This is a genomic window from Rohdeia mirabilis, from assembly GCA_007750655.1.
Lineage (GTDB): Bacteria > Planctomycetota > UBA1135 > UBA1135.
Map to the genome: position 1 here is coordinate 718784 of CP036290.1, position 12228 is coordinate 731011.

General features: G+C 69.6%; 12 protein-coding genes. All 12 read left to right on the plus strand.

What is annotated here, in order from left to right:
- Positions 1 to 208: 208 nt before the first annotated feature.
- The 12 genes from mbhE to Pla163_RS02670 all read left to right on the plus strand — a co-directional run bounded on the left by mbhE (position 209) and on the right by Pla163_RS02670 (position 12190).
- Positions 209 to 2506, plus strand: a complete 2298-nt coding sequence (mbhE, locus tag Pla163_RS02615) for a hydrogen gas-evolving membrane-bound hydrogenase subunit E (RefSeq protein WP_145183128.1) — start codon at positions 209 to 211, stop codon at positions 2504 to 2506.
- Entirely contained in the window at positions 2503 to 2922 is a 420-nt protein-coding gene (locus Pla163_RS02620) for a Na+/H+ antiporter subunit B (RefSeq protein WP_145183131.1), read from the plus strand. The genes mbhE and Pla163_RS02620 overlap by 4 nt, the downstream gene beginning before the upstream one ends.
- A gap of 2 nt (positions 2923 to 2924) precedes the next feature.
- Entirely contained in the window at positions 2925 to 3368 is a 444-nt protein-coding gene (locus Pla163_RS02625; protein ID WP_145183135.1) for a Na+/H+ antiporter subunit C, read from the plus strand.
- Between the two features lie 17 nt (positions 3369 to 3385).
- Entirely contained in the window at positions 3386 to 4897 is a 1512-nt protein-coding gene (locus Pla163_RS02630; protein ID WP_145183138.1) for a Na+/H+ antiporter subunit D, read from the plus strand.
- Positions 4894 to 5364, plus strand: a complete 471-nt coding sequence (locus Pla163_RS02635) for a Na+/H+ antiporter subunit E (RefSeq protein ID WP_145183141.1) — start codon at positions 4894 to 4896, stop codon at positions 5362 to 5364. Before Pla163_RS02630 ends, Pla163_RS02635 begins: the two co-directional genes overlap by 4 nt.
- Positions 5361 to 5633, plus strand: a complete 273-nt coding sequence (locus Pla163_RS02640; RefSeq protein ID WP_419186239.1) for a monovalent cation/H+ antiporter complex subunit F — start codon at positions 5361 to 5363, stop codon at positions 5631 to 5633. Before Pla163_RS02635 ends, Pla163_RS02640 begins: the two co-directional genes overlap by 4 nt.
- Positions 5630 to 6025 (plus strand): monovalent cation/H(+) antiporter subunit G, encoded by a 396-nt coding sequence (gene mnhG, locus Pla163_RS02645; RefSeq protein WP_419186240.1) that lies wholly within the window; start codon positions 5630 to 5632, stop codon positions 6023 to 6025. Before Pla163_RS02640 ends, mnhG begins: the two co-directional genes overlap by 4 nt.
- Positions 6026 to 6270: 245 nt before the next feature.
- Positions 6271 to 7314: a hypothetical protein gene (locus tag Pla163_RS02650; RefSeq protein ID WP_145183147.1), complete on the plus strand. Its 1044-nt coding sequence runs from the start codon at positions 6271 to 6273 to the stop codon at positions 7312 to 7314.
- A gap of 320 nt (positions 7315 to 7634) precedes the next feature.
- Entirely contained in the window at positions 7635 to 8750 is a 1116-nt protein-coding gene (locus Pla163_RS02655; RefSeq protein WP_145183150.1) for a hypothetical protein, read from the plus strand.
- A 170-nt stretch (positions 8751 to 8920) separates the two neighbouring features.
- Complete coding sequence (locus Pla163_RS02660; RefSeq protein ID WP_419186241.1) at positions 8921 to 9541, plus strand: MBL fold metallo-hydrolase; 621 nt, start codon at positions 8921 to 8923, stop codon at positions 9539 to 9541.
- Positions 9542 to 9543: 2 nt separating this feature from the next.
- The gene (locus tag Pla163_RS02665) at positions 9544 to 10998 is read left to right on the plus strand and encodes a leucyl aminopeptidase family protein (protein ID WP_145183157.1); all 1455 of its coding nucleotides are present in this window, start codon (positions 9544 to 9546) and stop codon (positions 10996 to 10998) included.
- Between the two features lie 310 nt (positions 10999 to 11308).
- Positions 11309 to 12190 (plus strand): GNAT family N-acetyltransferase, encoded by an 882-nt coding sequence (locus tag Pla163_RS02670; RefSeq protein ID WP_419186242.1) that lies wholly within the window; start codon positions 11309 to 11311, stop codon positions 12188 to 12190.
- The last annotated feature ends 38 nt before the right edge of the window (positions 12191 to 12228 follow it).

A 12228-nucleotide genomic window follows, 5' to 3' on the forward strand; every position in this document is an offset into this window, starting at 1 on the left:
GAACGAGGCGGGAGAGGGGAGGACACCACGCGCCGCGCGGCCTTGCAAGCGGCGCCCGCCGGTGGTTCGCGCGGGCCCACGGCGGGGCCCGGCTTCCCGGCGTCGGGAGGGGCGCGCGTCGATCCTCGCGCCCCGAGCCGAGGCGGACCGATGCACCGGGTCGGTCCCGCTGCGCCCCGAGGGTGTGCGGAGACCCACCCGTACCGCCATGGTCTGGATCCTCATCAGCCTCGTCGTCGCCGCACTGTTCGCGCCGCTCGTCACCCGTCTCGCCGGGCGCTCCTGCGGGCGTGTCCTGGCGTTGGTCCCGGCCGCGGCCTGCGCCTGGTTCGCCACGCGCATCCCGGCCGTCGCAGCGGGCGAGCGCCTGGTCGAACCGGTGGCCTGGGCACCTTCGCTCGGAGTCAGCGCCGACCTCGCGTTGGACGGGTTGAGTCTCGTCTTCGCGTTGCTCGTGACCGGGATCGGCGCGCTGACGATGGTCTACGCGCGCGGCTACATCGGCAACGACCCGCGGCTCGGGCGACTGAACGCGACGCTGCTCGTCTTCATGACGGCGATGCTGGGTCTCGTGCTGTCGGACGACCTGGTGACGGCCTTCGTCTTCTGGGAGCTGACGAGCGTGTCGTCGTACCTGTTGGTGGGCTACGACCACGCGAACCCGAAGGCGCGCGCGGCCGCGTTGCAGGCGCTCCTGATCACCGGTGCCGGCGGGCTGTGCCTCCTGTGCGGCGTGATCCTGATCGGATCGGTCGGCGGCACCTACTCGGTCGCCGAGCTGGTCGCGAGCGGCGACGTCCTGCGCGAATCGTCGCTCTACCTGCCGATCCTGCTCCTCGTCCTGGGTGGCTGTTTCACGAAGTCGGCGCAGTTGCCCTTCCACTTCTGGTTGCCCGGAGCGATGGCCGCCCCGACGCCGGTCAGCGCGTACCTGCACTCGGCGACGATGGTCAAGGCCGGCGTGTATCTGCTGGCCCGTCTCTCGCCCGCGCTGGGTGGGACCGACGAGTGGCTCGCGCTGCTGGTCTCGTTCGGCGCGGCGACGATGGTCTACTCGGCCGTCGTCGCGTTCTTCCAGACCGACATGAAGCGCATCCTCGCGTACACGTCGGTCAGCGCGTTGGGCACGTTGGTCATGCTCCTGGGCATCGGCACCGCCGACGCCGCCGCCGCCGCCACCGCCTATCTGATCGTCCACGCGCTGTACAAGTGCGCGCTCTTCCACGTGGCCGGCATCGTCGACCACGAGTGCGGGACGCGCGACGTCGATCGCCTCGGTCGCCTGTCGCGCGCCATGCCGATCACCTGTGTCGCCGCCTGCCTCGCCGTGCTGTCGATGGCCGGACTGCCGCCGTTCCTCGGTGCGTCGGCCAAGAGCCTCGTCGGACACGCCGAACACGCGTTGCACATGGGTCCGGTCGAGTGGGCGGCCATGCTCACCGTCCTGATGACGTTCGCCGTCGGCGCGCTCCTGGTGTGGCGCACGTTCTTCGGACGCCGCGACGGCGAGGATCTGCCGAAGCATCCGCACGAAGCGCCGATCGACCTGTGGTTCTCGCCGCTGCTGCTGGGGTCACTCGGCCTCGTGCTGGGGTTCTTCTGGGGGCCGCTCGCGCACCACCTGCTCGAGCCCGCCGCCGCCGCGATCGCCCCGGGCGTCGCGCCCGAACTCCACGTCCACGCGACGGCCGGTGCCTACGCCCTGAAGGCCGCGCTCGCCGCGGTCGGCCTCGCGCTCTACGTGAAGCGCCGGCCAGTCGTGCGCGCGCTGCGCCTCTGGAGCGTGTTGGCGTGGTTCGGACCGGAGCGCTTCTACGACCGCGGCCTGGTCGCGATCGAGTGGGTCGCCCGCGCGGTCACGCGCCGGTTGCAGAGCGGTTCGCTGCGGACCTACCTGGCGATCGTCCTGGCCTCGACCATGGTGTTGGCCGGTTATCCGCTGCTGAAGAACGGCGTGCCGCTGCCGCCGAGCGGGAGCTTCGACATCCGCGTGCACGAAGCCGCGATCGTCCTCGCGATGGTGCTCGCCACGGTCTTCGTCATGGCGACGAGTTCGCGCCTGGCGGCCATCGCCGCGCTGGGCATCGTCGGCGCAGGCATGTCCGTGACCTTCCTGTTCTTCGGCGCGCCCGACCTGGCCAAGACGCAGCTCGCGATCGAGACCCTCTCGGTCCTGTTGTTCCTCTTCATCCTCTATCGCCTGCCTCCGCTGCGCCAGCTCAGCACGCGCCTGCAGGTGTGGCGAGACGTCGTCCTGTCGATCACGGTCGGCGGCTTCTTCGCGCTCCTCGTCTGGGGCCTCACGTCGGTCGACGGAGCGTCGCGACTCTCGCCGTTCTTCGCCGAGAACAGCCTCGCGCTCGGCAAGGGCCACAACGTCGTGAACGTCATCCTCGTGGACTTCCGCGGGATCGACACGATGGGGGAGATCACCGTTCTGGCGGTCGCCGCACTCGGCGTCCTCGGACTCATGCGCGTCCACGTGCGGGAGCGTTCGGCCTCGTGAACCAGTCCTCGATCGTTCTCGGGACCGCCGTGCGGCTGATGCTGCCGGTGCTTCTCGTGTACTCGCTCTTCCTGCTGCAGCGCGGTCACCACGCGCCCGGCGGAGGCTTCGTCGGCGGTCTCGTCGCAGCGGCGGCGTTCTCGCTCGTCGCGCTGTCCGACGGACCCGGCCGAGCGCGCCGCATCCTGCGCGTCCAACCGCTGCGGTTGATGGGGCTCGGCTTGCTCGTGGCCGCCGGCAGTGGCGTCGTCGGCCTGATCTGGGGCGACGCGTTCCTGCAGGGGATCTGGCCGAAATGGGCCTACCTGCCGGTGATCGGGAAGATCGGTACGCCGTTCACCTTCGACGTCGGGGTCTTCATGGTCGTGCTCGGCTTCGCGCTCGAGGTCTTCTTCACCCTGTTGGAGGACGAGTGACCATGGAGTCCTGGCTCGCCATCGTCGTCGGCTTCATGTACGCGGCCGGCTTCTTCATGCTGCTCCGACGCAGCCTGATGAAGGTCATCATCGGCCTGTCCATCTTCACGCACGGCGCGAACCTGTTGTTGTTCACCGCCGGCAACGTCACGCGCGTGGGTGACGGCGTCCAACTGCCCATCGTGCCGCACGGCGCGGCGGCGCTCACCGGGGCCTATGCCGATCCGCTGCCCCAGGCGCTCGTCCTGACGGCGATCGTCATCAGTTTCGGCATCCAGGCCTTCGCCCTGGTCCTCGTTCGGCGCGCCTACCAGGCCGTCGGCAGCGACGACCTCGATCGCATGACGAGCACCGACACCGAGGAGGGCGCGCTGCTGCACGAACTCCCGCGGCGTCGTGGGTCCGTTCGCGGCTTCCTCCCCTGGCGCCGGACACGCGCCGCCTGACTCGACGGGAAACTCACTTGGACACTCTGCTCGTACTCCCCATCCTGATCCCGCTGGCGACGGCGGCGCTCACGCTCATCGCGGCGCGCGCGCTGCGCATCCAGCGGGCGCTCTCGTTCGCCGGCATGGCGAGCCTCCTGATCACGGGGGTCGTGATCCTGCTCCACGTCGACGAGCACGGGATCGCGGTCGCTCAAGCCGGGGGCTGGGCCGCGCCCTACGGGATCACGCTCGTCGCCGACCGACTGAGCGCGCTGCTGGTGACCGCCGCCGGCGTCGTGGGCCTGGCGACCACGGTCTTCACGGGCTTCTCGCTCGATCGACGCCGCGAGCGGGCGAGCTTCTACCCGCTGCTCAACGTCCTTCTGATGGGCGTCTGCGGCTCGTTCCTCACGGGCGACCTGTTCAACCTGTACGTCTGCTTCGAAGTGATGCTGATGGCGTCCTTCGTGCTGCTGACCCTGGGTGGCACGCGCGCGCAGCTGGAGGGCGGGCTCAAGTACCTGATCCTCAACCTGGTCTCGAGCGCGATCTTCCTGACGGCTGGCGGACTCCTGTACCGCGCCGTCGGGACGCTGAACATGGCCGACATCGCCGAGCAGGTCGCGGCCTACCCGGACACGGGCCTGATGGACACGCTCGCGATGTTGTTCCTCGTCGCGTTCGGTCTGAAGGCGGCGATGTTCCCCTTCTTCTTCTGGCTGCCGGCCTCGTACCACACGCCGCCGCCCGTGGTCTCGGCCGTGTTCGCTGGACTGCTGTCGAAAGTGGGGGTCTACGCGCTGCTGCGGACGTTCACGATGATGTTCACCGGACACCTGGCGTTCACGCACACGGTGCTCGCCGTCCTGGCCTGCGCGACGATGATCGCCGGCGTCCTGGGCGCAGTGGCCCAGATGGAGATCCGGCGCATCCTGTCGTTCCAGATCGTCAGCTCGATCGGCTTCCTGATCCTCGGTCTCGCGCTGATGAGCAAGATCGCCCTGGCCGGAGCGGTCTTCTACCTGCTGCACAACATCGTCGTGAAGACGAACCTGTTCTTCCTGGCCGGTGTGATCGAGAAGCTGCGCGGTCACGGCGACCTGCGGCGCCTCGGTGGACTCTGGCGCGAACGCCCCGTGCTGTCGGTGCTGTTCCTCGTCTCCGCGCTCTCGTTGGCAGGCATTCCGCCGCTGTCGGGTTTCTGGGCCAAGTTGGTCCTCCTGCGCGCGGGGCTCGAGGGCGAGTGGTACTGGGCGATCGGGATCGCGGTCGTCGTGGCGCTGCTGACGCTGTACTCGATGACCAAGATCTGGGCGCTGGCCTTCTGGAAGGACGCGCCGCCGAACGAGTTCGCCTTCACCGGGCGGGAGCGCGACGTGCGCGAGAAGAGCGCGCGTCGAGCCATGCTCCCGGTCGTCGCTCTGACGGTAGTGACCGTTGCCATCGGCTTCCTCGCCGGACCGATCTTCGAGATGGCGCTGGCGACCGCCGAACAGTTGCTCGACCCGAGTCAGTACGTGACCGCCGTGCTCGGAGGTGTCTCGTGATCCCGAAGGCCATCGTCCTGGGACTCGCCTGGCTCGCGTTCACCGGTCACTTCGGCTGGGACCAGTTCGCGTTCGGCTGCGGCGTCGGCCTCGTGCTGCTGTTCCTGACCGAACAGCGCGCAGCCAGCGGGATCGGATCGATCGCGCGCATCCCGCGCCTCGTCGCTCTCGGCCTCTACTTCGCGAAGGAGCTCTGCGTGGCCAACCTGCGCGTCGCGCGGGCCGTCGTGGGGAACAAGTACGCGCTGCGACCCGGCGTCGTCAGGGTCCCGCTCGACGGTCACACCGACCGCAGCGTGACCGTGCTCGCGAACCTCATCACCCTCACGCCGGGGACCCTGACCATCGACGTCGAGGGCGATCGCAGTGCGCTCTACGTCCACTGCCTCGACGTGGACGACCCGGACGCCGTGCGCGACGAGATCAAGAACGGCTTCGAACGGCGTGTCCTGGGGGTCTTCGCGTGAGCATCGAACACTTCGCCGCCTGGGTCGTGATGCCGTTGCTCGCGACCGCGCTGCTGCTGGCCTTCGCCCGCGTCTTCACGGGTCCCGGGCTTCCCGACCGGGTCGTGGCCCTCGACTTCGTCGGCTCGCTCCTGGTCGCGATGATCGGAGCCGCCGGCGTGATGACGGGATCCGCGGTCCTCCTCGACGTGGCGCTGATCCTGGCGCTCGTGTCCTTCCTCGCGACCGTGGCCTTCGCCCGCTACATGGAGAGCCGCCGCCAGTCATGATGACCTCCGAGATCCTCTCCGTGACGCTGATGGTGGTCGGAGCCGTCCTCGTGCTCCTGGCGGGCATCGGTCTGCTGCGCTTCCAGGACGTGTACATGCGGATGTCGGCCACGTCGAAGGCCGGCACCCTGGGCGTCATGTTGATCGTCATGGGCAGCGCCACCCACTTCGGCGACACCGAGGTCCTGGCGCGCGCGACCGCGACGGTGGTCTTCTTCTTCGTGACCGCACCGGTGGCCGCCCACATGCTCGGGCGTGCCTCCTACCTGGGGGGGGCGCCCCGTTGGTCCGGCACCTGGGTCGACGAGCGCGCGACGGCGGAAGAGCCCGCCGCTCCCGAAGCGACCGAAAAGCCCGTCGCGGGGGCCCACAGCGGGCGCCGCGCGGCGTAGGAGCGGGCGAACCTCCCTCGAAGGGAGTTCCCCGGGGCCGCGTTGGCACCGGGCAGCGCCCGGGCGTAGCCTGTTCGGCCCGATCGTCGTGGTCTCCACGACGACTCCACGGCGACCGCCCGACCGCGATCGAGATCCTCCGCACCCATCGTCGGAGAGATTTCGGTCCCGCACCACGCTCCATCGCGTCGGTGCTCGCGGGCGCCTTCTTCCGCTCGATCACCCAACTGGAACCGATACGTTCGATGCTGGTCAAAGCTTCTCTTCTCGGCGCCGCCGCCGCCTCCGTCCTCTTCGCCCCGACTCTCGCCGAATCGCTCACGCGCAACGCCGCCGAGGGCGAGACGCGGGTCCGAACGATCGAGGCGTCGCGCGAGATGTCCCTCGTCGACATGGTGATCAGGTTCGACGGCGAGGAGATCCCCGCCGATCAGCTCGGCGACATCGAAGGCAGCCAGACGGATTCGTACAGCGTCGTCGTCAGCGACACGTTCTCGTCCGTCGCGGACGGCCGCGCGACCAAACTCACGCGCACCTACACCACGCTCGGAGGCGAATCGGCCATGGAAGGCGGGATGCTCGCCGCCATGGGTGCCGAGGACTCCTCGAAGGAGCTCTCGAGCGAACTCGAGGGTGAGGACGTGATCTTCACCTGGGACGGCGAGGAAGAGGACTACGTCGCGAGCCTCCCCGAGGAGAGCACCCTCGACGAGGACCTGCTCGAGGACCTGCTCGGCGACTACGAGTTCGCCGAACTGCTGCCCGACGGCGACATCGAGGTCGGCGCCGAGTGGGACATCGATCCGGCCTTCTTCGAGTTCATGGTCGAGCCGGGTGGTGAGATGCACCTCAAGCCGTCCGACGCGGACGCGAACGAGTACGACGAGATGGCCGAGCAGATCGAGGAGGCCGGCGTCGAGCCGACCTACGAGGGCACGCTCAAGGGCAAGCTGGTCAGCGTCGAGGAAGGCGTCGCGAAGATCGAGATCACGATCGAGATCGAGATGACGCTCGACCTCTCCGGCGAGCTCGAGCCGATGACCCAGGACACCCCGATGGGCGAACTCGAGATCAACCCGGTCGAGGTCGTCGTCGAACGGACCGCCGAGGGCACCGGAACGCTCATGTGGCACGTCGCCAAGGGCCGCCTGATCTCGTTCACCATGGAGGCCGATGTCACCGAGGTGAACACCAGCAACGTCGAGATCGACTTCGGCGGCGAGACCATGGAGCAGTTCCAGGAGCTGACCCAGGAAGGTTCGATCGAAGTCAGCTACACGATCGAGTAGACCTCTTCCGAGAGGAGGACGTCGGCCCGGTCCGACGTCGCTCGACGGGCTCCCCGCGCCACGCGCTCGGGGAGCCCGTCGCGCGTTCGTGGCCTGCTTCGCGGGGCCCAAGGGAGGCGTGGAGTCCGCCGTTCGCGCCAGATCGCCTCCCGTCGGCGCACCTCGTCCGATCGCGCGCACGGCCCCGACCCGGGCTCGGCAGACTGTGGGCGACCCGGCGCGCGATCCGTACGTCCGGCTCCCCCGAGCCGCCGCGCCGAACCCCGTCCGGTGGAGCCCACCTCCCCGCGGACACGACCGCCCCACGAGGGCCTCCGACCATGCTGAACGGAACCACTTTGCTGGCATTCAAGATCCTGGGCGCGACCACGCTCGTCGGCGGCGCCCTCGTCGTCGGCGACATCGCGCGCAAGGCCGCCGAGGGTGAGACCCGCGGCCGCGCCTTCGAAGTCGTCACCACGCTCGAGGTCACCGACATGACGATGGTCGTCGACGGTGAAGAGATGGACACCGAGCGGATGCTCGGCCGCGGCGCCAGCACCACCACGACGCGACTGGAAGTCTCCGACGAGTTCGAGAAGGCCGACGGCACGCGCCCGACGCTCCTGCGCCGGACCTACGACGCGATCGCGCGCACCACGGAGCGTCCCGAGAGCGGCGGTGGTGGCGGCGGCGGATTCGGCGGCCGCGGCGACGGTGAACGCCCGCAGCTCGAGAGCGGTCTCGTCGGTGAGGACGTGCTCTTCGACTGGGACGCCGAGACCGAGGCCTACACCGCGCGCATCCCGGAGGACAGCACCCTCGACGAAGCGCTCCTCGAAGGACTCGTCGCCGATCTCGACCTCGCCGACCTCCTGCCCAGCGCGGCCGTCGAGGTCGAGGAGTCCTGGGACGTCCCGCTCCACGTGCTCGAGTCCATTCTGCGCCCGGGCGGCAACCTCCACCTGGCCATGCCGGAGCGCGAGGGCGCCGACGAGCGTCGCGGCGGCGGACGTCGGGGCTTTGGCGGTGGCAGCACGGACCCGACCGCTCTGGGTGTCGAGCCCGAGTACCGCGGCGAGTTCAAGGCGACCCTGGCCGAGATCACCGGTGACGAGGGCGAGCGCGTCGCACGCATCACGTTCGTCGTCGACGCGTCGTCCAAGTACGACATGACCGACGCCATCGAGGACGTGACGCGCGAGACCCAGCGCGGTGACATGACCATCGTCACCCTCGAAGCCGTGACCACCAACAGCTTCGACGGCAAGGGCGAGCTGTTGTGGAACCTGGCGCGCGGCTGTGCGGTCTCCTTCACGCTCGAAGCGGACATCGAACGCGAAGAGATCAACGCGACCGAGACGATCTTCGACGAAGGCGGCCGGACGATGGAGCGGGCCTCGACCTCCGAAGGCACGCTGGCCTACAGCTACGTCCTGCGCGGCGAGGACGAGTAGGCCCCGATCGGTCGACGACTGGTCGACCACGGAGTCGGCGAGCGACGAGGCGCAGCGGTTCGACCGCTGCGCCTCGTTGCGTTCTGGGCCCGTGGGACTTGCCGCCGGTGGGGGCGAGAAGGGGCCGAGTCCCGGTCGGTCGGGCCGAACGGGCCGCTATGCTGCGGCCCATGAAGAGCACGCGCGTCAGCGGGATCCACTACTGGAGCCGGTACCAGCCCGATCGCAAGATCGACTTCAACGGCTTCTTCGTGGCCGATCCCGCCGGCGGCGTCCTGATCGACCCGATGCCTCTCGAGCCGTGCGAGCTGAACGAACTGCGCGATCTCGGAGGGGCGCGGACGATCATCGTGACCAACGCCGACCACCTGCGTGCAGCGGTCGAGCTCAAGGGGGAGTGCGGTGCGCGACTGGCGGCGCCCGACTGCGAGCGCGAACGCCTGGAGGGTGTTCCCGTCGACGACTGGTTCACCACCGCCGACGACCTGGGCCCGGGCTTCTCGGAACGCTGGGAGATCCACTGGTTGCTCGGAGGCAAGTGGCCGCGCGAAGCCGCGCTCTACCTGAAGCCCCAACGCACCTGGATCTTCGGCGACGCGGTCCGCAGCCACGAGAGCGGTCGCCTGCGCCTCCTGCCGGACCCCAAGATCGCCGATCGCGACGCGCTCGAAGGATCCATCCGCGTCCTGGGTGGGCGCGACGTCCAAGCCGTCCTCCTGGGGGACGGCGACTGCATCTTCAACGGCGCCCGCGAGGCCCTGGACGCCTTCTGCGAAGGCTTGAGCGCGTGAACATGGAACGAATCCCCTTCGACATCTCTCCGGCCCGTCATCTGACCGGAGCGGTCTGCGTCCAACTCGTCACTCCCGAGCAGTTCGAGCAACTCGTCGCAGGCGCACGCGATCCGCATCTCGGCGAGATTCCGCGCCTGGCGGAGATCGCCGACGGCGTGCGCTTCGCCGCCAAGACCGGTGAGTCCCTTCCGGTGCCGATCGCCGACCGCATCCTGCACCTGGTCGGGCTCGGTGCGTCGCCGACGGGCAAGGCACTGCGCGAGGCGGCGGCGTCGGCCGCTGCGACCGTTCCCCCGCGGATCGAATGGACGCTCGCGGTCGACCTCGAAGGTGCGGGCTTCGACGCATCGGCCGGCGCGGTGGCCGTCGTCGAAGGTCTGGCCACGGGCGCCTACAAGTTCACGCACTCCGAACGCTCCAAGCCTGCGGTGCCCGGAACGTGCCACGTGCTCGTCAAGAGCGTGACCTCCGAGATCGTCGCGCGCGCCGTCGCCCGCGTGGAGGGGCAACTGCTGGCGCGTGACCTCGTCAACACGCCCGCCGAACAGCTCGGCCCCGCAGAGCTCGTCGGTGCGGCGCGCGAGGTGGCCGAACGCCACGGCATGCGCTGCCGCATCCTCACGGGCGACGAGGTCGCGCGCGAGGGTTTCAAGTTGACCGCCGTCACCGGACGTGCAGCGGATCGTCCGCCCGCCGTGGCGATCGTCGAGTGCGGTCCCGTCGGCGCCGAACCCGACCTCGCGCTGGTCGGCAAGGGCGTCGTCTACGACACCGGCGGGCTGAACCTGAAGCCGGGCGGATCGATGGCGCTGATGCGCAAGGACATGGGCGGCGCCGGGACCGTGATCGGCGCGCTCGACGCCCTCGGTCGACTGGGCTTCGACGGCTCGCTCACCGCCGTGATCCCGGCCGCCGAGAACGCGATCGGAGCCGGAGCCATGCGCCCGGGCGACGTCTTCGCCGCCGCCGACGGTCAGCGCGTCGAGATCGGCAACACCGACGCCGAGGGTCGGCTCCTCCTGTCGGACGGGCTGTGCTACGCACGCGAGAAGGGCGCGAAGCGCATCCTCGACGTGGCCACCTTGACCGGAGCCGCGCGGGTGGCGCTCGGCCCGGAGATCCCGGCCCTGTTCGGGAACGACGAGGAGCTGGTCCGCACGCTGCTCGAGACGTCGGAGGCCTGCGACGAGCCGGTCTGGCGCATGCCGCTCGTCGACAGCTACGAGTGGACGATCGACTCGCCCTGGGCCGACGTGAACAACTCCGGCAGCGACAACCGCGGTGGTGCGATCACGGCCGCCCTGTTCCTGCGACGCTTCACCAAGGAGACGCCGTGGGCCCACGTGGACGTCTACGCCTGGGAGGACCGCGGCAAGCCCGGCACTCCGCGCGGCGCGAACGGGATGTTCGTCCGCACGCTGACGACGGCCGTCCAACAGCTCCTCTCGCGCTGAGCCCATCGGGCGGGTCGGCGGTGGGGCGGACGTTCTCGAACGGTCGCGTCCGACCCCGCCGAACCCAGGAATCGGACCCCGCGTGGAAGGACGGTGGGCCTGAGATGAAGATTTCGTTCCCACGCGGCGGGTGCCCTTGTCGCCAGCTCGGACGCGCGTAGGATCGAAGCTCGCACGGAAGCTGGCCGCTCCTCGGAACGGTCGACCTCCGGCGCCGCACTTCCTCGCCATGCAGAATCCTCCGACTCCCCTCGGGCGATCCACCGATCACGCCACCGAGTCCGTCCGGTCCGCTGGCGGCGCTGCTCCCATGGGCCCGCCGCCGAGCGCGCACCGCGCTGGTGGCGTTCTGCGACCCGGTCAACCCGAGTTCTGCTTCGACGAACGCGAGTACGAGGTGCGTCTCGCGCGCACACCGGCCGAGTTGGAGGCGGCGCAGCGGCTGCGCTTCGAGGTCTTCAACCGCGAGCTCGGCGAAGGGCTCGCCGAGTCGGAGGCCACCGGGCGCGACGCCGATCCGTTCGACGCGCACTGCGACCATCTGCTCCTGATCCATCGAGCGGGTGCCGTGCGTGCCGGCTCGGCCTCGGTCGAGTCCATCGGCACGCCGATCGAGGAGTTGGCCAGCGGAACGGAGTCGGTTCCCCGCGTGGTCGGGACCTACCGCCTGGCCACGCTGTCGATGGCGGCTCAGGGCGTCGGCCTGTACTGCGATCAGGAGTACGACCTCGACCGAGCGCCGCGCGCGATCCTCGAACAGGGCACCGAACTCGGACGCGCCTGCATCGCGCGCGAGCACCGACGCGGGCACGCGCTCTTCGCACTCTTCCGCGGGCTCGCGCGCTACGCCGTCGACTCGGGCCAGCGCTACCTGTACGGCTGCTGCTCGCTCACCGGCACCGATCCGCTCGACGGCAGCCTCGCCCGCGCGTGGTTGGCGGCGCACGGCAAGGTGCACACCGAGTTCTACGTGCCCGCCCGCGAGCGCTACCGCATGGAGCCGGTCGACGTCACGCCCGAGGCCGTCGCGGCGTTCAAGCTGCCGCAACTCTTCGGCACGTACCTGCGCTACGGCGCGATGGTCTGCAGCGAGCCCGCCGTGGACCGCGACTTCGGGACGATCGACTTCCTGGTCATGTTCGACCTCGAGATGCTCGACGTGCGCGTGCGCCGGCTGTTCCTCGAGGGCTGAGCCCGAGCCCGGTTCGAGCCGGACTCGGAGTGGTGGGG